The organism is Methylobacterium sp. BTF04 (genome assembly GCF_010692745.1).
Classification (GTDB): Bacteria; Pseudomonadota; Alphaproteobacteria; order Rhizobiales; family Beijerinckiaceae; genus Methylobacterium.
This window is the reverse complement of the sequence record NZ_JAAHTB010000013.1, coordinates 92,079-111,702: the sequence shown is the minus strand read 5'-3', so window position 1 is coordinate 111,702 and position 19,624 is coordinate 92,079. Positions and strand designations below refer to the sequence as shown.

At 68.7% G+C, this 19,624-nt stretch carries 25 protein-coding genes; 16 read left to right on the top strand and 9 right to left on the bottom strand.

Translation table 11 applies throughout. The features are described from left to right. Window positions 1–729: HAD-IC family P-type ATPase (locus G3T14_RS10750; protein WP_163642516.1), on the top strand; the 729-nt coding region annotated here is incomplete at its 5' end. Between the two features lie 584 nt (window positions 730–1,313). Here the strand turns inward: G3T14_RS10750 and G3T14_RS24695 are convergent. Genes G3T14_RS24695 through G3T14_RS10735 form a run of 3 tightly spaced genes read right to left on the bottom strand, consistent with a single transcriptional unit; the run spans window position 1,314 to window position 3,903 of the window. Then, a complete protein-coding gene (locus tag G3T14_RS24695; protein ID WP_204262779.1) occupies window positions 1,314–1,430 on the bottom strand; it encodes a DUF2474 family protein in 117 nt (38 codons plus the stop codon). Between the two features lie 11 nt (window positions 1,431–1,441). Then, on the bottom strand, window positions 1,442–2,455 hold the full coding sequence (gene cydB, locus G3T14_RS10740; RefSeq protein ID WP_163642512.1) for a cytochrome d ubiquinol oxidase subunit II: 1,014 nt from the start codon (window positions 2,453–2,455) through the stop codon (window positions 1,442–1,444). 5 nt (window positions 2,456–2,460) lie between these two features. Further along, the gene (locus tag G3T14_RS10735; protein WP_163642510.1) at window positions 2,461–3,903 is read right to left on the bottom strand and encodes a cytochrome ubiquinol oxidase subunit I; all 1,443 of its coding nucleotides are present in this window, start codon (window positions 3,901–3,903) and stop codon (window positions 2,461–2,463) included. A gap of 483 nt (window positions 3,904–4,386) precedes the next feature. Here G3T14_RS10735 and G3T14_RS10730 point away from each other — a divergent pair, with 483 nt between their 5' ends. The 3 genes from G3T14_RS10730 (at window position 4,387) to G3T14_RS10720 (ending at window position 5,620) form a co-directional block, all read left to right on the top strand. Beyond that, window positions 4,387–4,545 carry a hypothetical protein gene (locus G3T14_RS10730; protein WP_163642509.1) on the top strand — a complete coding sequence of 53 codons (159 nt, stop codon included), beginning with the start codon at window positions 4,387–4,389 and terminating at the stop codon, window positions 4,543–4,545. Between the two features lie 158 nt (window positions 4,546–4,703). Continuing rightward, on the top strand, window positions 4,704–5,111 hold the full coding sequence (locus G3T14_RS10725; protein WP_163642507.1) for a hypothetical protein: 408 nt from the start codon (window positions 4,704–4,706) through the stop codon (window positions 5,109–5,111). Between the two features lie 185 nt (window positions 5,112–5,296). After that, window positions 5,297–5,620 carry a hypothetical protein gene (locus tag G3T14_RS10720; protein WP_163642506.1) on the top strand — a complete coding sequence of 108 codons (324 nt, stop codon included), beginning with the start codon at window positions 5,297–5,299 and terminating at the stop codon, window positions 5,618–5,620. A gap of 52 nt (window positions 5,621–5,672) precedes the next feature. Here G3T14_RS10720 and G3T14_RS10715 read toward each other — a convergent pair whose 3' ends face one another. Together G3T14_RS10715 and G3T14_RS10710 are read right to left on the bottom strand one after the other, a co-directional pair. Beyond that, window positions 5,673–6,290: a hypothetical protein gene (locus tag G3T14_RS10715; RefSeq protein ID WP_163642504.1), complete on the bottom strand. Its 618-nt coding sequence runs from the start codon at window positions 6,288–6,290 to the stop codon at window positions 5,673–5,675. 66 nt (window positions 6,291–6,356) lie between these two features. Beyond that, window positions 6,357–7,277, bottom strand: a complete 921-nt coding sequence (locus G3T14_RS10710) for a hypothetical protein (protein ID WP_163642502.1) — start codon at window positions 7,275–7,277, stop codon at window positions 6,357–6,359. A gap of 186 nt (window positions 7,278–7,463) precedes the next feature. Between G3T14_RS10710 and G3T14_RS10705 the strand changes: the two genes are divergently transcribed. The 10 genes from G3T14_RS10705 (at window position 7,464) to G3T14_RS10660 (ending at window position 13,177) form a co-directional block, all read left to right on the top strand. Continuing rightward, window positions 7,464–7,682, top strand: coding sequence for a transcriptional regulator (locus tag G3T14_RS10705; protein WP_163642500.1), 219 nt, complete (start codon window positions 7,464–7,466; stop codon window positions 7,680–7,682). Further along, complete coding sequence (locus tag G3T14_RS10700; RefSeq protein ID WP_163642498.1) at window positions 7,679–8,242, top strand: GcrA family cell cycle regulator; 564 nt, start codon at window positions 7,679–7,681, stop codon at window positions 8,240–8,242. The genes G3T14_RS10705 and G3T14_RS10700 overlap by 4 nt, the downstream gene beginning before the upstream one ends. Next, on the top strand, window positions 8,239–8,478 hold the full coding sequence (locus G3T14_RS10695; RefSeq protein ID WP_163642496.1) for a hypothetical protein: 240 nt from the start codon (window positions 8,239–8,241) through the stop codon (window positions 8,476–8,478). The genes G3T14_RS10700 and G3T14_RS10695 overlap by 4 nt, the downstream gene beginning before the upstream one ends. 11 nt (window positions 8,479–8,489) lie before the next feature. After that, window positions 8,490–8,789: a hypothetical protein gene (locus G3T14_RS10690; RefSeq protein WP_163642494.1), complete on the top strand. Its 300-nt coding sequence runs from the start codon at window positions 8,490–8,492 to the stop codon at window positions 8,787–8,789. 11 nt (window positions 8,790–8,800) lie between these two features. Further along, window positions 8,801–9,706, top strand: coding sequence for a hypothetical protein (locus G3T14_RS10685; protein ID WP_163642492.1), 906 nt, complete (start codon window positions 8,801–8,803; stop codon window positions 9,704–9,706). An 85-nt stretch (window positions 9,707–9,791) separates the two neighbouring features. Next, complete coding sequence (locus G3T14_RS10680) at window positions 9,792–10,568, top strand: hypothetical protein (protein WP_163642490.1); 777 nt, start codon at window positions 9,792–9,794, stop codon at window positions 10,566–10,568. Window positions 10,569–10,629: 61 nt separating this feature from the next. Then, complete coding sequence (locus tag G3T14_RS10675) at window positions 10,630–11,193, top strand: hypothetical protein (protein ID WP_163642488.1); 564 nt, start codon at window positions 10,630–10,632, stop codon at window positions 11,191–11,193. Window positions 11,194–11,267: 74 nt separating this feature from the next. Next, window positions 11,268–11,474, top strand: a complete 207-nt coding sequence (locus tag G3T14_RS10670; RefSeq protein ID WP_246733181.1) for a hypothetical protein — start codon at window positions 11,268–11,270, stop codon at window positions 11,472–11,474. A 3-nt stretch (window positions 11,475–11,477) separates the two neighbouring features. Continuing rightward, entirely contained in the window at window positions 11,478–11,999 is a 522-nt protein-coding gene (locus G3T14_RS10665) for a hypothetical protein (RefSeq protein ID WP_163642484.1), read from the top strand. After that, window positions 11,996–13,177: a hypothetical protein gene (locus G3T14_RS10660; protein ID WP_163642482.1), complete on the top strand. Its 1,182-nt coding sequence runs from the start codon at window positions 11,996–11,998 to the stop codon at window positions 13,175–13,177. Before G3T14_RS10665 ends, G3T14_RS10660 begins: the two co-directional genes overlap by 4 nt. A 45-nt stretch (window positions 13,178–13,222) precedes the next feature. Here the strand turns inward: G3T14_RS10660 and G3T14_RS10655 are convergent, their stop codons facing one another. From G3T14_RS10655 to G3T14_RS10645, 3 genes are all read right to left on the bottom strand, one after another. Continuing rightward, on the bottom strand, window positions 13,223–13,774 hold the full coding sequence (locus tag G3T14_RS10655) for a hypothetical protein (protein ID WP_163642480.1): 552 nt from the start codon (window positions 13,772–13,774) through the stop codon (window positions 13,223–13,225). Further along, on the bottom strand, window positions 13,774–14,124 hold the full coding sequence (locus G3T14_RS10650) for a hypothetical protein (protein ID WP_163642478.1): 351 nt from the start codon (window positions 14,122–14,124) through the stop codon (window positions 13,774–13,776). Before G3T14_RS10650 ends, G3T14_RS10655 begins: the two co-directional genes overlap by 1 nt. 182 nt (window positions 14,125–14,306) lie before the next feature. Further along, the gene (locus tag G3T14_RS10645) at window positions 14,307–14,867 is read right to left on the bottom strand and encodes a metallophosphoesterase family protein (RefSeq protein ID WP_163642476.1); all 561 of its coding nucleotides are present in this window, start codon (window positions 14,865–14,867) and stop codon (window positions 14,307–14,309) included. A gap of 533 nt (window positions 14,868–15,400) precedes the next feature. On the opposite strand from G3T14_RS10645, the gene G3T14_RS10640 reads away from it, so the two are divergent. Next, window positions 15,401–16,648, top strand: coding sequence for a tyrosine-type recombinase/integrase (locus G3T14_RS10640; protein WP_163642474.1), 1,248 nt, complete (start codon window positions 15,401–15,403; stop codon window positions 16,646–16,648). A 3-nt stretch (window positions 16,649–16,651) separates the two neighbouring features. On the opposite strand, the gene G3T14_RS10635 is transcribed toward G3T14_RS10640, so the two are convergent. Next, on the bottom strand, window positions 16,652–17,416 hold the full coding sequence (locus tag G3T14_RS10635) for an abortive infection family protein (RefSeq protein WP_348645256.1): 765 nt from the start codon (window positions 17,414–17,416) through the stop codon (window positions 16,652–16,654). A 493-nt stretch (window positions 17,417–17,909) separates the two neighbouring features. Between G3T14_RS10635 and G3T14_RS10630 the strand changes: the two genes are divergently transcribed. Further along, window positions 17,910–19,598, top strand: a complete 1,689-nt coding sequence (locus G3T14_RS10630; RefSeq protein WP_163642472.1) for a methyl-accepting chemotaxis protein — start codon at window positions 17,910–17,912, stop codon at window positions 19,596–19,598. Window positions 19,599–19,624: the final 26 nt, after the last annotated feature.

The window sequence follows — 19,624 nt, the reverse complement described above, 5'->3', positions numbered from 1 at the left end:
GCTCTTGGGACCGTTGAGGGTCGCCGCGTCCTTCTCGGTAACGCGAAATTCCTCGACGGGGAGAACGTCGCGACGGCGGATCTCGACGCGGTCGCGGACGATCTGCGGCGGGACGGGGCGACGGCGATCTACGCCGCCGTCGACCGGCGATTGGCCGGCGTCATAGCCATCGCGGACCCAGTTAAGGCGACGACCGCCGAGGCATTGGTCGGCCTCAGGCAAGAAGGTATCCGCGTCGTCATGCTCACCGGTGACAACCGCATCACCGCCGAGGCCGTCGCCCGTCAGCTCGGGATCGACGAGGTCGAGGCCGACGTCCTGCCCGACCGGAAGGCGGCTGTCGTCGAGCGCCACAAGGCGGCCGGTCAGGTCGTCGCTATGGCGGGGGACGGGGTCAACGACGCGCCGGCGTTGGCTTCGGCGGATGTGGGCATCGCCATGGGTACCGGCACGGACGTGGCCATCGAGAGCGCCGGCATCACCCTGCTCAAGGGTGACTTGACGGGCATCGTCAAGGCACGCCGGCTGTCGCGCGCCGTGATGGGCAACATCCGGCAGAACCTGTTCTTCGCCTTCGCCTACAACGCCGTCGGCATCCCGGTTGCGGGCGGGGTGCTCTACCCGAGTTTCGGCCTGCTGCTGTCTCCCGTCATCGCGGCGGCGGCGATGTCGCTGTCATCAGTCAGCGTGATCGGGAACGCCCTGCGATTGCGCTCAGTGCGTCTGTAGCCTCAGGATGCTGGGGACTGCCCATCATCTCCTCGGTCGTGGTCACAGGTTCGATCTAATTGGTCGGATAGGACGTTACGCATCCGACACCGGATGCCGGGTTCAAGGGGCGACCGATTGACGATCATCGACGGTTCAAGGCCCCGGACGAGGAAGACCCTGCTGATCGTGGTCCTCCTCGTCGTGACGACCGCACTTATCGTGTTCGGCGTGACGGCCCACGACTTCATCTATCGCCTTCTGACCATACCGATCTCGTAGTCGGATCATTGGCCCATCGGTGAATGTGGCCGCGGGCGCATGTCGAAGGTCATCGCCCTGAAGACCCTTATTCCGGTCGTTCCAAACGTCGTTTTCGGGTGGGACCGCGATCCTTCGACGCCAATGTACCTCGACGCCAAGACGCTGCGGGACACAGCATCTCACCCGTCATGACCCGTCGGGACCTCGGCGCCTGATGGGACGGCGCAGGAACCGGCATCAACTGATCCTGGGCCCGCCACCAGCCTCTCGTTCGACCGCTCGGGCTGGAACGGATCGCCTTCGTGGCGTGCTCGGCGGCGAAGTCCGAACGGAGAGCCCGGTCAAACGACCTTGAGCAGCCAGCGCAGCGGAAGGGCGACCGCCGTGAGGAAGGCGATGCCGCCAGCCCAGAGCGCCACGAACCACGCGAGGCGACGCATCGAGGTGGGAATGGTCATGACGCGGCCCCTCAATGGTAGCCCGGCGCACCGGCGGTGACCTTCCCGCGGAACAGCCAGTAGACGTAGGCCGTGTAGCCGAGGATCATCGGCAGCAGCACGACCGTGCCGACGAGGAGGAAGCGCTGGCTGCTCGGGTGGGTGGCGGCGTCCCAGATCGTCACCGAAGGCGGCACGATCATCGGGAACAGGCTGATGCCGAGCCCGACATAAGACAGCAGGAACAGGCCGAGCCCGCACAGGAAGGGCACGACCTCCTCACGGCGGTCGAGGGCATTGCGCAGACGCCAACCGAGAAGGCCGACCAGGATCGGAACGGGGGCGACGAAGGCCATCGCCGGCCAAGCGAACCAACGCGCACGGAAGGCGAGGCTCAGGAACGGCATCGCGAGCGACACGATGGCGATTGCGGCGAAGGTCGCCACCCCGAATCCCTCTGCGAGGCGGTAGGCCCGCAGTTGGAGTTCGCCCTCCGTCTTCCAGATCAGCCAGCACGACCCGAGGAGCCCGTATCCGGCGACCAGGGCGAGCCCGGTGAGGAGGGAGAACGGCGACAGCCAGTCCCACCAGCCGCCGGCATAGGCCCGCCCCTCGACCCGGACGCCCTGAACCAGGGCGCCGAGGCAGATCCCCTGGCAGAAGGCGGCGACGAAGCTGCCGGCCGAGAAGGCCCCGTCCCAGGCCGTCTGGGACAGGGGGGTGGCAGTCCGGAACCGCATCTCGAAGGCGACGCCGCGGAACACCAGGGCGAGCAGCATCAGCGTCAGCGGGATGTAGAGGGCCGGCAGCAGCGTGGCGTAGGCCAGCGGGAACACCGCGAACAGGCCGCCCCCGCCGAGGATCAGCCAGGTCTCGTTGCCGTCCCAGACCGGAGCAACGGTGTTCACCATCACGTCCCGGTCAGCCTTTTCGCGGATGGCCGGAAAGAGGATGCCGACCCCGAGGTCGAAGCCGTCCATGATCACGTAGAGGAAGACGGCGGTGGCGATGAGGATCGCCCATATCAGGGTGAGATCGATGTCCATGGGGACTACTCCGCGGGCTGGAAGGCGGGGCGGCTGGCGCCGTGGTGCGGGGTGTCGAGCGCAGGCGCCGGGGTGATGCCGGCGGTACGGATCGGCACGCCGGTCGGCGGCCCCGATTCATGGACCTGCGGGGTCTGATTGAAGAGGTGCAGCAGGTACCAGATACCTGCCCCGAACACGGCGAGGTAGACCACCGCGAAGGCGGCGAGCGAGGCGGCGACGGCGGGGGCGGCGACCGGCGAGACGCTGTCGGCGGTGCGCAGCAGGCCGTAGACCGTGAAGGGTTGGCGCCCGGTTTCGGTGACGGTCCACCCGGCGGTGACGGCGATGAGGCCGGACGGTCCCATGGCGACCGCGAAACGCTGGAACCAGGTGGCGTCGTAGAGCCGGCCCTTCCAACGCAGCCAGAGCGAGGCAAGGCCGAGGGCGATCATGAGCATACCGAGCCCAACCATGACCCGGAACGACCAGAACACTAGCGGCAGGTTGGTCGGCCAGGTCGCGCGGGGTATGTCCTTGAGCCCCTTCACCGTGCCGTCGAGGTCATGCGTGAGGTAGAGGCTTGCCAGTCCCGGGATGCCGAAGGCGCCGCGCGTCTCGCCAGCCTCGGCGTCGGGCCATCCGAACAGGAAGGCGGGTGCGCGGCTCTGGGTCTCGAAATGCCCCTCCATCGCCGCGACCTTGGCGGGCTGGTGCTCATAGGTATTCCCGCCGTGCAGGTCGCCGATAACCAACTGGGCCGGCGCGACGATGGCGGCCATCCACATCGCCATCGAGAACATCACCCGGGCGCGGGGGTTGGTGCGGTCGCGCAGGAGGTGCCACGCCCCGACCGCGCCGACGATCATCGCGGTCGTCAGGTAGGCGCCTGTCACCGTGTGGGCGAACCGATACGGGAAGGACGGATTGAAGACGATGGCCCACCAGTCGGCGGGGGCGAAGCGTCCATCGGCACCCATCGTATGGCCGGTGGGCGTTTGCATCCATGAGTTGGCCGAGAGGATCCAGAAGGCGGACGTCAGGGTGCCGAAGGCGACGAGGCAGGTGGCCAGGAAGTGCAGCCGGGGCCCGACACGCTCCAGGCCGAAGAGCATGACCCCGAGGAAGCCGGCCTCGAGGAAGAAGGCGGTCAGCACCTCGTAGCCCAGCAGCGGCCCCAGGATCGGTCCGGTGCGGTCGGCGAACACCGACCAGTTGGTGCCGAACTGGTAGGACATCACCAGGCCCGACACGACGCCCATGGCGAAGGCGACCGCGAAGACCTTGAGCCAGTAGCGGTAGGTGTCGAGGTAGACCGCCCTGCCGGTGGCCAGCCAGCGGCCTTCCAGGACGGCGAGGAAGCTCGCCAGGCCGATGGTGAAGGCCGGGAACAGGAAGTGCCACACGATGGTGAGGGCAAACTGAGTGCGTGCGAGATCCACCGCGCTCGGCAAGGTCAGGGAAGGCATCGGGCTCTCCGGGCGTCCAGGGGACGCTCCCGGATCGGTCCCCGGCACGCTGCCCCTATCCGTCGCCTGGCGCTTTGCGCTGGATCAAGAATTTTCTAGGATCGCCTCGATCGCCTCCATTATCCCAAAAGCGAGATGGCTCCCGAACTGTCGCTCCTCAAACCGCCCTTAATCCCTCTATAGGTCGTACGAGATTCTGAGGCGTTACGAACATGAAGTCATGGCCGGTGGCCAGGGGCGGAGGTCGTGGCAAGGCGTTTGTAGATCCGGTCGACGGCTACAGAGCGGTAATCGAGCAATCGCCGCCACCGAGGCGTCCGGGGCGACGAGCTCATCGCCCGCCACGACGTCGCCGCCGGCAAGGCCTTTGCCGACCAGGCGCGCGCCGGGTTCGCCGCCGAGATCGTCTCGGCCCATGGCGGGGACCGGGACGCGTTCTGCCAGCGTGTGAAGGGGGCCGTCCCGTCGGCCAAGCCGTCCCGCATGGCCAAGATGTCCCACCCCGCCGGCATGCGGGACAGCCACGTCCGGACCGACCTCCGCGCCGGCGACATCGCCGATTGGGGATGGGAGAGGCTGTGCGCCGTGGCCCACAGCCTCGGGCAGGACGTCGTCGTAACCCTGCGCCCCCGGGCCGCCTGAAACCCTGGAAAATGCGGGGGCGACGTCGCGCCGACGTCGTGCCGAATCGTGCGCACAGGGCAAGGCACAATAGCCTCGCGTTACTTGTCGCCGTCCCGGTGATTTTTCGCGTCACGCGTGATGGCCTTTCTTGCATCCGGCCATGGCACGATGCCGTCATGCAGATCCCGACCCCCACCCCCGAATCCAAGCCGACCCGCCGTTGCACCGGCGCGGCCCGTATATCCCGACGCCGGCGCCTCGGTGCCGATCGCCAACGCGAGTTGCGAGAGCGCCGTCGGGCGGCAGGCACGCCGGAGCCGGAGGCCCTCGATCGCGCCATCGTGGATGCGATGCGTGTGTTCCTGCTGCGCCATGACGACAGCCTCCTCCGGCCGATCGATCCGATGTCGATCCTCGTCCTTGCGACGCAGTTCCTCCAGGCGAAGGCGCGTCGGTCAGCGGCTCCGGACGGGGCCATCCCCTACGACGGGACTGCCGTATCCGAGGCGATGCGGCTCCGCCTCCTGGTCCCGCCCGCTACGGAGAGGGGGAAGGCGTCACACCGTGACGCTGCCGGCGTTTGACTTCGGCGTTTCACTAGAATGAAGTAACGGGGGAACATCAAGTAGGTCTTCGAAAGCATTCGATGCGGTTGGTGGCGTTAACCGAAGCCCAGGGATAATGCCGGTTAAGGGGCGAGGGATTCTTGACGGCGGACTCAGCCCAGGTGCCTTCTGGACGGGAGAGATCGCCTAGCCGGAGAGAGCCCATGTCCCACGTCGCGCACATCACCGGGGACGTCGCGGGCCGGGGCCTGCAGATCGCCGGCCTCCTCGTCGGCGCTGCACGAGGCCATGCAGCCCGCCGAGACCTCCGCCGGCTCGACGACCTGTCCGCCGCCGAGGCCCTTGCCGACGAGGTCCACCGCCTCCGCCGGCTCGTCGCCCACGCACAGGCCGAGGCCGCCCGGGCCCGCCGGGACAGCGTCGCCCTCGGTCTGGAGCTCGCCGCCGCGAACCAGCGGGCCGACAGGGCCGAGAGCGCGCTCGCCCGGTTCGCCGGCGTGGTCCGCCAGCGGCTCGCCCGGGCATGAAAAAACCCGCCGGGGGAACCGGCGGGCTGGTCGTCGTCGCGGTGCCCTTGGCCTAGCGGTACTCCAGGGTCTCCGGGTCGATCCCGGCCTGCTCCAGCATCTCCTCCAGCGTGGGAGGCTCGCCGTCGGGGGCCGGCTCGGTCCGCGCGGGCTCGATGGGCGCCGGCGCTCTCGTGCGGATCGGACGGGCTCGGACATCCTCCCCCGTGCAGGCCCCGAGGAGGCTCGTCAGGTCCCCGTGCGCCCCGGCGAGTACGTGCCGCTCGATGGAGCCGACGGGTACGCCGCTCGTCAGCGTCTTCAGCTGCGCCGGGTCCATCCGGTCGAGCCACGACGCGACGAGCGGCGGCAGCGGCGCGAGCTCGGGGGCTCCCGGCTGCGGCCACCTCCTCGCCATCGCGTGCCTCCGCACGAGCTCCCCCAGCGGGGCCGGCTCGTCCGCGACGGCCGGACCGACGGTGCCGTCGTCCGCCGCCAGGGTCTCCCGCGCCACGTCCGTCGCGTCGCGCGGCGGGACGATCCCGGCCCAGCGCAACGGAAAGAGGAGCACCGCGACGAGCAGCATCACCATCTCGTATAGGGCGTCGAGGAAAAGCCTGAGCGCCGCCAAGGCCTCCTTCGTCATCGACACCGGCGTCGTCGTCGGCGCCGGGGCTGTCATCTCGTCCATGTCCGTCCTCCTGTTGTGTCCCGCTGCTACGATCCCGCGCCGGCCTGAAAGGCACCAGTCACGCCTTCAAGAGATCCCGAACAGCCGTCCCCTAAGGTCCTCGGAAAGCTGCCGCCGATGAGGATGGACGAGGCTCCAGGCGTGGGCGGCCTGCAGGATGGTGAAGCTGTCCATGTTGGCGAGCCGATGCCCCGGGGCTGACGCGACCGCGCTCCATCCCCGCCCGTTCGCCTCGCGACACCGGTCGTGGTCGAGGTCTGTGAGCTCGACGCAGGCGGCGAGCAGGTCCTCGCGGATCTCCGCGTGATACGCCCGCGCTATCGCCTCGGCGCCGGCCTCAGTCGATAGGCGCGCGTCGACCGATTCGACCGCGGACCGCGCTGCGCCGAGGATGTCCAATGCCCATAGGTGCTGCGCGCGCGAGAGACCGTCCGCGTGGGCGAACTGCTCGGCGAGGTCGGCCCTCGTGCCGAGCGCCCATTCGTTCTCCGCGAGCATCGCGACGAGGCCGGCCTGCACACCGGCGATCGCCTCGCCGGTCAGCGGCTTCAGCGCCGCGTCTCGCTTCTGCGCGAAGGCCAGCGCCTTCCTCGCCGCACCCGTCCAGATCGTCAGGCGCTTCGCGACGATCGCGATGTCCGTGCAGCCGGTGAGGTCGAGCTCGACGTGGGGCCCATCCAGCGTGAAGCCGGCTCCCTCCATCCCCGTGCGAGCGCACGAGACGGCCGCGTCGTAGAGCGGCGTGCGCTCAGCCGTGAAGATGGCCGCGCCGGCTTGGTGCCAGGTCAGGTCGCAGAAGGGCGGGGCGGTGACGGCGGCGGTGGTGATGGAGGGCTCCGGCGGTGTTGGTGGTTGTCCACAGGATACCACCTCGCAGATGCGCGAATGCGCGGATGCGGCTACAGGACGCACCCCTGAAACGGCGGCCCGAAATCTACGCATATTTGGTGGCGCCCTGGAAAAAGGGTCGCTGCGGGTTTCTCCCAAGGATTCGTTTGAGAAACGCGTTACCTCTCGCCGCTGGACCCCCTCTAAACATGTCAACTTGGGCACGTTAACCGAGGGCGTCATTCGGTATTGACAAGCATTTACCCCCAGAATCGCTTATCCGCGCATCTAGCGTGGCCCGTCTTGTTGCATCAGTTCTATCCCCGTCACACGGGAGAGCTTGGAATGCTGACGACGGAGCAAGTGCGGACGCGCCTGGCGGCGCAGATGGCTGAGGCGGGAGGTGCCACCGCCTGGGGGCGCGTCCACCGTGTGAGCCCCAGCTACCTCGGCGACGTCGTCAAGGGCAGGCGGGAGCCGGGCGCCGCGGTCCTCCGCCCCCTCGGCCTCGTGCGCCTGGAGCACGCCTACGACGAGGCCCCCTCGCAGGTGGCACGCTCGTGACGCGGCGTATCCAGCGCGAACCGGGAGCGCTGCCGGCCGGTCACTGGTCACCGGCTGCCACCGAGCTGGCGATCTCCCTGTGGACGTCGGCGCCCTCAGCCGCCGACGTCGCTGCCGAAATCAACCGCCGGTTCGGGATGTCCGTCAGCCGCAAGGCGATCATCGCCAAGATGCACCGGTGCGGCCTCAGCTTCAAAGGGCCGGCCCTGCCCGTGATGCTGCCGAAGGGCACGAAGGGCGCGCCGCGTCCCGTGCGCGCGACCGCCGCCCCGAAGGCCAAGCCGGCGCCGAAGCCGAAGGCCGCCCCGGTGCTCGTTGCCTCGGTTCCCCGGCCGGCGCCGCGGCCGATGGATCTCCCCGAATCCCGGCGCGTGGCGATCCAGAACCTGCGCCACGACGAGTGCCGCTACATCGCCGGGGACCCGAAGACCGATCCGACGTGCTGCGGGCACGCGGTGGAGCTCGGTTCGTCTTGGTGCCCCGCGCACGCCCGGCTGTGCACGACCGTCCACCGGCCCCGCGTCCAGTCCGGATTCGTTTCCTTCCGGAGGGCCGCATGAGCCGCGTCTTCGACGAATACTGGGAGACCATGACGCCCGAGGAGCAGGAGCGCTACGGCGAGGAAGGCGAGATGCAGGAGGCCGATCGCGACAATCGCATGCTCGCGGAGATCGACCGGCTCCGCGCTCAGGGCCTCCCCGTGCCGAGGGATCTCCTGGACTGGGAGCGCTCGCTGGTCGTCGCCCCGTACGACCCGTCCGCCCCCTACGACGATGACAGCGACATCCCGTTCTGATGGAGGCCCCGATGACTGACGCCCTCGCCACCCTCCGCGGGATCGACCTGCGCGAGCGCCTCGTAGCCAGCCGCCTCGCCGTCCGGGACCACCTCGCCGCCCACCCGTCGGTCGCCCTGCGCGACGAGATCGCCGCCCACGACCTGGTTGTCTCGGCCGCCATGCGGGCGGCGATCGAGGCTTACGAATCCCTCGTCGCGACGCCCCTCGCGCCGGAGCCGCCCCGGTACGACGTCGCCCGCTCGACGCCGCGAGTGGGTTTGCCCGAGCCGCGCCGGCTGCCCACCGCCCGTCCCGTCACCCAGACCTAAGGAGACATCCAATGCCCGTGCCCCCGCAGTTCCAGAAAGACTTCGACGCGGCCTTGGCCGTCCCGACGTATTCGAACCCCCTGGACCGCTGGCCGGCCTACGTCGATGGCAGCCTGCAGACCATCTTCGGCAAGGACGGCATCCTCGGCCCCGAGGACCTCGCGCCCCGATTCGCCGACATGATGCGCCTCCGATTCCCGCGGTCGATGTGGTCCGCGGCGGGCGTCGACAAGAGGCACTGGTCCGGCCTGGGGAACGTGCTCCACTTGGGTCAGAAGTTCAGGCTGGTCCTGTCTGTGGCCGACCCGCTCGACCCCGACGGCGATCCGGCGTGGCGCCTCGTTCGCGAGGAGGCGACTTACGAAGGCAGCGCGCGGAGGCCGTGGCGGGCCGTGCAGATCCGCGGGCTGCCGCCGGCGGAGCAGGCCGCGCAGGACAAGAAGGAGGCAGCACGCGTCCGGCTACACTGCACGCTGGATCGCAAGGCACGCGACGCCGCCGATCCGGAGATCCGGAGCATCGTCGCCGCGATGCAGGCTTTCGATCGCGACGTCCGGTTCGAGTCGGAGCGGCTCAGGGCCCGCCTGCCGGAGATCTGCTACGGGCGCCGCCTCGCCGAGATTAGCCCGATCCTGATCGAGACCCACCACCGGCTCGGCATGCGGCGCGACGAGATCAAGGCGTGGATATGGGCGCTCAAGATGGAGCAGATTGTCCTCCTGGGTCGGTATGCCCAGCCGAACCTCCACCTCCGCCGTGGTGGCCTCCGCCGGGGTGATCCCCAGCCGGCCGTCCCGGGCGTGCTCGCCGTCCTAACGGCCTCCATGGGGCCGCCCCCGCAAATCGCACCGGCGATCCTGTCCAACGGAGAGATCCCCGCCGAGGACGCGGACGCCCTGGCGGGGCTGGCGTTCTAGCCGGCGGATCGGGTTGACATTAACAAAAACAGGCCATATTTTGATGGCCTAAGCTGGTTCCACCGGCTGAAGAAGGGAAACCTCCATGACCACCAAAACCCTCAACCGCTCGCACATCGTCAGGGCCGCCTGGTCCCACGCCAGGTTGATCGCCGAGACGCTCGGCCAGCCGATCCGTTCGTTCATCGGCGCCACGATGCGGACCGCCTGGGCCCTCGCGAAGGGCCTGATGCCCGCGCCCATCCCGGAGATGGTGCCCACGCCCTGCCAGCAGCAGCAGGCCTGCGCCGCCCCGGCCAAGGCCGTCTCGCCGGTCGTGACCGCAATGGCCGAGGTCGAGCGGCTGGAGGCCAAGTGCGCCAAGTTGCGCGATGAGAAGAGGGCCGCGTTCGCGCTGGTGAGCGAATGCCGCAAGGAGCGCATCGCGGCCGTCGCCGGCGAGATCGACGCCTGCCCCGGCGTGTGCTGGACGAACGAGGAGCGTGCCGAGGCCGCGGCCGACGAGGCTACCGACGCGCTCGATCGCTGCCTCAACGACTACTGGGAGGCCTGCGACTACCTTCGGGACGAGGAGCGCGAGGAGCGCCGGGCATCGCTCAAGGCACGGATCGCGATGGGCCCCGCGATGGTGATGCAGCCGGTCCAGCAGCAGCAGGCGCGCGACCAGCGCCCGCCGGAGCCGCGCGAGATCCGCGTCACCGCGCTCGGCCATCTCGGTTTCCCCTGCGATCCCGAAGGGTTCGAGGCTTCCCTGTGGATCGTCACGGACGGCCGCCTAAGCCGGGACTGCGCAAGCCACCGGGAGGCCCTCGATCTCGCCGAGGATTTCCGGGTCTGGGGCTACGTCGTCCCCGCCCGCTGACGCCCGCCCGGCCTCGACCGAATCCCCCGACCCGCGCCCTCCCACGCCCTGGAGCACCGTCATGAACGCGCACACCCCGACCCCCGTCTCCGCCTCGGACATCGCCCTGCTGGATCCGGACGCCAACACCGACATCGTCGACACGATGGCGATCGATGCGGAGATGATCGCCAGCTGTGAGCCCCAGCCGCACACGGCCGAGGACTGGGACAAGACCGAACCGACGCGGGTCGAGACGGCGGCGGCCGCGGCCTACACGGCCACCCGGAACTGGATGTCGCTCTACGAGAAGAAGCCGGCCAACCCCGACGCCGACACGTACTCGGCGCTGTCCGGCGCCCATGAGAACATGAGGCAGCGCCATGGCATCCTCGCCGACGAGATCGAGATCGCGGCGATCGGCGACGTCGGTGGCGGCCGGTGTATCGGGCCCGGCTACTACGGGCAGGGCCTCGCGGTCTATGACGACGGCGCGGACGACCCGCTGATGTTCCTGCCGCGCGGTCTCGGCCGCGAGACCGTCCTGCTGATACTCCGGACGCACGACGCGGCCCACGCCATGGGCTTCACGGCGGGCGGCAACGATGTCCGAGATCAGCTCGCCGCCATCCTGGTGAAGCGGTGACCGTCTCCCCCGAGGACCTCGCCGCGGCCGGTCGGCTCCTGCTCGGCGAGACGTGGAAGCGGCCGATGGCCCGGATGTTGGGACCTCACCACCCCGACGGGGCCCGCGATTCGATCGATCCGCGCGCGCCGTTCCGGTGGGCCCGCGGGCCTGACCGGGATGAGCCCGACAACAACAAGGGCAGGCCCGTCCCGCCGTGGGTCGCCCCTGTCCTCGCGCGGCTCCTCGCCGAGCACGGCGAGGCATGCCTCGCGCTCGCAGCCCGCCTGAAGGGGAAGTGACAGATGCCCTGGAGACGGAAGGCGATCACGCCGAATTTCCTGCCGTTCGGAGAGAACAACCGGACGTACGATCCGGGCCTCGTCGTTGAGGTCGAGCCCGTCCTCGACATCAGCGCGTCCCCCATCTGGCGCGACGCGCTGCTGACGGATGGAGGGAGGCGCGACCTGCCTCCCGTCGTGCGCGAGGCGTGGCATGTGCGGCGCCTAGGGACGGTCGATCCGTTCGCGATCGTTGTGCGGCTGAACCCGCACCTACTCGGCGGCCGCATCCTGTCGCGGGGACGAGAACAAGGTGCTATCGCCCAGACCGATCGTTCCATCGTCATCATGCCCGAGCTTTTGTTGATGGTGCGTGGAGTGGAGGTGCGCCGAGCTTGGTCGCTGCTCGCGGATGAGATGGTGGGCACGCGTCAACGACCGCGCCAGCGTGTGCGTCCGTCCACCGCCCCGGCCGAACATCTGGAGGCTCTCCTACTCCTCACCCCGGACGCCGACGCCGCCCGCCTGAAGGGAGACCCGACGTGAACGCACCCCGCAACATGACGATCTGGGACGTGATCCCCGATCCCGGCCGCGCGGTCGCCTCTCTGCTCGATCCCAACTTCCCCCCCGGCCCCCGGAGGATCCCCGTGCCGCGCCGCCTGGGGCGGACGATGCGCCTGTTCGACGCCCATCCCGACGAGTTCCCTGTCATGGAGGCGCCCGTCGTCGCGGAGCCGGCCCCGGCGCCGCTGGACGCCATGCAGCGCCTCGTCGCCTCGGGGATCGCGAACGAATACATCGCGACCCTCGGCGCCCTGAGGGATCCAGATGCCCCGTTCACGCCCCGCTCGATCGGCTTCCCGGTCGAGATCCGCCGCGTGGGCGGCATGTTCCAGCCGCCGACGGCCCCGCGGATCTGGCAGCTCCATCTCTCCACCCCGGCGTGCGCAGCCCTTCCGTTCGTGCGTCGGATCGAGGAGGTCACGGGGCTCAAGGCAAGATGGGACCCGGACTTCAATCGGGGAATGTGTGGGCAGTGGCATCACGCCGTTGACCTGGCCAACGATGCGAACTGGGAGAGGCTCGCATCCTCGATGGAGCACACGACGCCGACGGCGGTCGCCAGGTCCGCCGGGATCCACCTCGGCTACGGCAGCCTCTCCGTGATCAACGCGCGCCGGCTTCTCTCGGCCGCCGGCGTCGCCGAGCCCGGGACGCGGTCATGCCCGAACATCATGCCGAGCTCGTCGTCTAGCCTAACGATGTCGCTCGACGGTTGGGAGGCGGTCCACGCCATCGAGGACGGCCTCGTCATCCCAGGAAACCCGAAGCGCTCGACATTCGCCCGGGTCACGGAAGCCGGCTGGCGCAGCCTCGGGAAGGAGCCGCCCCCGCCGCCGCCGCCCAAGCCTAGGAAGGTGAAATTCGCCCTCCCGGCCGCCGAGGTCGCCTACGTCAAGGACGCGATCCAGGCGATCTTGCCGAAGGGGGTGCCCACGTACGTCCGGGAGATCCTTTACGTAGGGCGGGTGCCCCGGTCCAAGTCCCGTCGCCTCGCTGAGATCGTCCTGTGGGACGGCGGAATAGGGCGCCTGGAGATCTCGGGTGAGCCTGGCGCGCACGGATATCGATGGAGGACGACGGGAGGGGACGGTCGCCCCTTCCACTGGGACGAGGCCGCCAAGACATGGGCCCGGGTCGACGAGCCCGAGGCTGACTAAGCCACCCCAATCCATCGAGGCCCCGGCACCCCGGGGCCTTCGCGTTCAGCCGAGGCCAGCGAGATCGTCGGCGGCGACATCGTCGTCGACGGGATCCTTGACCGGCAGAACCGAGAGGGATCTCTGCGTCTCGGGGTCCCGCCCTTCCAGGTAGTCCACGGCCGCTGAGAACGCGTGGAACTCGCGTCGGACGGTGAACACACGGTTTGCCATGATCCCGATCGTGTGCGTGTCGTATTCCATCGCCACCCCGTCCGTGGTGACGGGCATGTGCTGGTAGTGGGCCAGGTCGGCCCAGAACCGGTAGACCAAGGCGAACGCCGGATCCTGGCGATTCTCGGCCATCTCCCAGGCCTCGAACCGGCTCCTCGGATCGGCAGCCCAATCCCGGAGCTCGGTGCTTAAGGGCGCGGTCTGCCAGAGGCGCGTGGTCCGCAGCCGGTGCCAGATCCCGAACCGCATCTGCTCGCCCTCCACGATGTCGGCGGCTTGGAGGGACGTGAACCAGATCCGCCGCGTCGGCCAAGCCGCCTCACGGGGCGCGCGTCGGCAGTCGGTGAAGTGGGACGGATAGGGACGGATCGTACGCCAGGGCATCAGCGGGTGAGGCTCATCAGGGCGTCGATGTCGGGCGCCGGGATCCGCTCGCGCTCACGCCAGACGTCGTCGGCCAATAGCTGGAATCCCACATTCGCGGAGCCGCCCCAGGTCGCCGAGGCACTGTGCCTTGTGGCGGCGAGTACCGAGTATGACCGGTCCATCTCGCCGGAACCGGTATCCATCCCGTCGATCCGGCTCACGTCGTGTAGACGGACCTTGAGATCGTCCGGCCATGGGTCGTAGTACACGACGATCGCGAATGCCTCCGTCTCGCCGGGCCACCGGACGAGCCAGCCATCGGCGAGATGCTCCATTTCGCGGAGATGCGCCCTCGCCTTGTCGTTCAACGCCAGGATGTCCCACACTGGCTGATGGCAGATCCCAATCAACCTCGGAACCCTGCACGACTCGACGACGAGGCTCGGCCGCGTCGTCTCGGAGTGCACATGGTACCGGTGCGAGAGGGGTTTGAGGGTGCGTCGACGCCAGGGCATCCCCCTGCGTAGCAGGCCCCCCCTTACCGAGCCGTCTACGCCGCCTCGGCCAGCGCGGCGACGGCGGCGGGCCCCGTCTCCATGGCGGCGTTCTCAGCGAGGCGCTCAAGAATTTCAGAGACCGTGACGGGGCGGAAATCCCAGTCGTCGCAGCCGACATCGCAGGACCGCGACGTCCCCGGCAGGCTGCCGTGGGAGTGCCCGTAGCAGTGGATCGCGCCCCGGTGGATACCGCTCCACGTGCGGAGCGCGTAGTGGCAGAGGACGACGCGCACGCCCTCGATCACGGGCTCCGCCATCTGCTGCTGGGAGTACCACGGCAGCGAGGTCGTCCGGCCGGCGTCGTGGTTGCCGAGGATGAGATGCTTCCTGCCGTTCAGTCTTGCGAAGACCTCCCGGCACATGGCTACCGACGCCCCGTAGGCGAAGTCACCGAGGTGCCAGATTTCATCATCCTTGCGAACGCGGTTGTTCCAGTTCTGGATCACCGTTTCGTTCATAGCCTCCACGGAGGTGAACGAGCGAGGGCGGTTCATGCGCGCCGACATCATACCAGCGTGACCGAAATGCGTGTCGGACGTGAGATAGGTCTTCATCAATAGCCTCCGAATACTTGGAGGCGAGGCAGGACCGTCAGCGCTCCGGGTTCAGATCGTCGGGGTCGGGGCGCGCAATATTTTCACGGGTCGGCTCTCCTACTGGGTTGACCGTGCCAGGGCCGAGGGCGGCGGGCAAGCGGATGCTAAGGGTCTAGTTGATGTTTCCCTGGCCTGAGAAGGTGAGCCCAGGTGGATAACCAGGCCGCTTGTTAACCGAGCGCTTCCTTAGCCGTTGCGACTGCACACCGGGTGATTCAGAATCCCGTCATGACATTCCAATTCTTTCTCGGACCGATCGACCTGTCCGAAGGTGCGAGCGCCAAGGCGCGGCGCGCCGAGCCCGACACGCTCCTACCCCTCGACGTCGCCGGATGGGCGCCGGAGGTTCTGGATGACGCCGGGTTCCCCGTTTTCTCCACCGCGCAGCTGAGGGCCGCGACGCATGCCCCGGAACCGCATCGGCTCAAAACGATGCGCCCCGGACACGCACTGCTCACGACCCGAAGATCCCTGCTCGAATGGACCCAATCATGGCACGCCCCCGGGACCACGCCCGCCTCAAGTTCGACCTCGACAGAGGCGTCTGGGCGATCCACGACACCATCGCCGGGAAGCCGTGGAAGCGTCGAACACGACATGGCCGAGAGGCTCGCGGAAAGGCTGAAGCGGAGTTCGCGGTCTACCTCGCGGAGCGGTCGCGGATAGAGGCCGAGGCCAAGGCCGACGCGCCCGATCCCGAGGACCCGACGAACAGCAACCCGAGGCTCGTCAGCCTCGCGGCCTGCCTGTCGTTCTACGGCCTTCGCCAGGAGGGGACCGGCAACGCCGTGCTGGCCGGGCAGCACATCGCCCACCTGCTGCGGCACTGGAAGGGGATGACCCTCGCGCAGGTCCGCGGGCAGGCCTGCCGCGGCTATGTGAAGAGCCGCTGCGCCGAGACGTACTCGGCGCCGGGCTCGTCCAAGCTCAAGCACGTCACCGCATCGACCGCCAGGCGCGAGCTGCAGACGCTCTCCGCCGCGATCGGCGTCTGGCACCGGGAGTTCACCCTGACGTCCCGGCCGGTGGTGACCCTGCCGCCGGCGGCCGAGGCGCATCCGGACTGGCTGACCGAGGTGGAGCACCAGCGCCTGCTCAAGGCGGCGCAAGGATTCGATTGGCTCTCGTCCGACGTCGCGACGCGGGAGCCGTACTGGACGCGCGTCGTCGGGCGAGGCGACGAGGAGGGCGAGCACCTGCCGCGCTTCATCGAGATCGGCTTCTACTCGGGCACCCGGTCGTCCGCGATCCTCGGGCTGGGCTGGACCAGGGCTCTCGACCACGGGTGGGTAGACATCCCGGCCGTCACGCTCCACCGCTCGGGCCCGGCGGAGCCGAAGACCCGCAAGCGCGAGCCGCCGTGCCGGATCCACGACAAGCTGCTCCCGCTGTTCCGGGAGTGGCGCGAGGCCGACCTGGCGCGGGGGATCGATGTCGTCGTCCACGACAACGGCCGGCGGATCCTGCGGGTCAGCAAGGGTTTTGCGCTCGCCGCGGCCCGGGCCGGGCTGGACCGGCGGGACATCGACGGCACCATGCGGATCGGCAACCCGGACCCGAAGGACGACATCGGCCTGCCGACGCCGCACGCGTTGAGGCACACCAGGGCGACGCTCATGCTCCGGGCTGGGATCCCGCCGCACGAGGTCGGCGAGTACCTCGGCATGACCGTCAAGATGGTCTTAGAGGTCTATGGCCATCACCACGTGGAGTATCAGCAGCGGGCGGCGGCGGCCTGAGCCTCAGGCCTTGCCGCGTTCGAGGTGCGTCTCGACGAGGAAGGTCGCGACCGCGCCGGCGGCGTTCACGGCGAGGCTCGCGTGGCGGGGGGAGGGCCTCACCGGCGCGCCCGCCTCCTTCGGCACGCCCCGGCCATGAGCATCCGAGAAGCGGTTGCGCAGGGTCCCGAGCCCGTTGACCAGGTTCATCGCGCCGCCGAGGATGGCCTTGATCGGCTCCTCGGTGTGCTGGTCCGGGGCCAGCCGCAACGCCTTCGCCACCGCCCCGTAGAGCTTCGGCAGGTCGTCCTTCTCGGCATAGGCCACGCCCCGGTCGTCGAGGACGTGCTTGCACACCGTCTCAAGGAGCGTTCGGGCGACGGTGATGGCGCCCTCCGGGTCGGAGGTCCGGCGCGCCAGGGCCTTGGCCCGCACCGAGTGAACGCCGTCGGCATCGAACGTCGCCAGCGCGTCCGATACCACCGCGTCCCCCGGCGCCCGGTTCCGGCCCTCCAGGTGGTCGATCAGTGGCGTGAACGCCTCGCTGAGGATCTGCCTTCGCTCGGCGTAGGTTCCGGCCTGCCCTTTGATATACGGCCAGAAGGCATCGAGGCTGCGGTAGGTTCTGACGAACGATGGCAGAAGGGCCTTGATCGCCTCATCGTGGAGGAACTCGCGGCGCAGGTGCTCGTAGATGTGCCCATCGCCCGAGCCTCCCGTAGCCGATGCGACAAGGATGCCTTCCATCATCGCGACCTGTTCAAGCCGGCTCTCCGGAATATCGTCCACGCAACGGCTCCCCGGACGATCCCGGGCCCGGGCCGGAAACGGGTTGGAAACCCCGTGTTTGGGTTGGATTGGGCCGACACGGGAGCGAACGGCATCGCACGGGAGAAAGGGGTTTCCCTAGGCGCACCGTGCCGCTAAGACGGCATCATGGATCAAGGCCCTAGCGTTGCCAAGGTTGGGGTCGAGGGTTCGAATCCCTTCGCCCGCTCCAATTATCTTCCGACAGCACGAACGACGTCAGGGCCGCCTTGGGGCGGCCTTCGTCGTTCCTGCGTCCAGACACGGCGCGGAATACGGCCGCCGGACGAAGCTCTGCGAAATCGTGCAGGCCGGGCCACGAAATGTGGATCAATCGCCGCTCACCGAAACAGTTCTCAGCATTTTACCGCCAAATTTAAGATACGCCTGAGCTTCAGGAATTCTTCAATCGTTTCAGTGATTTTACCCGCGAAGCATTCCCTGCAGAAATTCCCTCGAACTACTCGGTGATCCGATGTCTTTGCGCCGACTCTCGATCCGAAACCGCTTGGTCGGCGCTTTCGCGATCGTCATCGTCTTCATGCTCGGCATCGGCACGGTGGCCCTTCTCTCGACACGAACCATCAACGGCTATCTGATTCAGGTTCAGTCGAATGATTTGCCGAGCGTCGCCAAGGCCGGAGAGATCTCCGGGTGGATGGCCCGCTACGCCATCAGCGTCTACCGCCATACCGGCGTCATCGATCCGGATTCGAAGAAGCGCGTCGACGGCGAGGTCGAGGAGCGCCGTCTGAAGACGGAACGCGTCATCGCCGATTACGGCCCGCTCGTCAGCTCGCCGGAGGAGCGGGCCCTCTACGACACGATCACGGCGACCTGGGATGCGTATCAGGCCGAGATCAAGACCATCCTCGGGCTCTCGCGCAGCGGCATGAACGAGGACGCCTTCGAACGGCTGCAGGGCAAGGCCGCCCAGCTTCAGCGTTCGGCGATCGACACCGCCAACGCGCTCGTCCAATTGAACAATCGGCATGCCGCGGCCTCCCGCAGCGCGAGCGAGCAGGCCTTCGAGCGGATGCTGGCCATCGTCGTCGGCGCGGCCACGACTGGGTTGATCCTCTCGATCCTGCTCGCGACGATCATCATTCGCGGAATCTCGGGCAGCATCGGCTCCGTGGTGCGCCCGATGACGGCACTGGCCCGGGGCGACCTCGCGGTGGCGATCCCGCATCAGGGAAGCGGCACCGAGATCGGCCGCATCGCGGACGCCGTACAGGTGTTCAAGGACGGGCTCCTGCGCATGAAGGCGCTGGAGGAGGAGACGGTGCTGGCCCGGGCCGGGGCGGAAGCCCAGCGGCGCCAGGCCATGCGCGACATGGCCGACGGATTCGAGCGTGCCGTGGGCGGCATCGTCGGATCGGTGGGGTCCGCCGCCACCGAGTTGCAGGCTACCGCCCAGGCGATGACCGCGACGGCGTCACAGACGGCGAGCCAGTCCGTCTCGGTGGCGGCAGCCGCTGAGGAAGCCGCGTCCAACGTCGAGACCGTGGCGGCGGCCGCCGAGGAACTCGGCTCCTCGGTCCAGGAGATCGGCCGTCAGGTGCAAGGGTCGGCGAGCCTCGCCGAGGCTGCCGTGGCCGAGGCCGGCGCCACCGCCGTCCTGGTTCAGGAACTCAGCGGCGCCACATCCCGCATCGGCGACGTGGTCAAGCTCATCTCCGACATCGCCGGGCAGACCAACCTGCTGGCGCTCAACGCCACCATCGAGGCGGCACGTGCCGGAGAAGCCGGCCGCGGCTTTGCCGTGGTGGCCGCCGAGGTGAAGCAACTGGCGAACCAGACCGCGCGCGCCACCGACGAGATCGGCACGCAGATCGCCCGCATCCAGGGCGCGACCGGGCAGAGCGTGCGGGCGATCGAGGCGATCCGCGGGCGCATCGGCGAGATCAGCACGGTGGCGACCTCGATCGCGGCCGCGGTCGAGGAGCAGGGCGCGGCGACGCAGGAGATCGTCCGCAACGTGTCTCAGGCCGCCGCCGGTACCGGCGAGGTCACGCAGAACATCGCCGGCGTCGCCGGAGCCGCCGAGGAAACCGGTGCCGCCGCCGCCCAGGTGCTGGCTTCGGCCTCCGAACTCTCGCGCCAATCCGAGCATCTCGGCGCCGAGGTCGGACGATTCCTCGCCACTGTCCGCGCCGCCTGAAGCGACGCCGGAACCGGGCCGGCGTT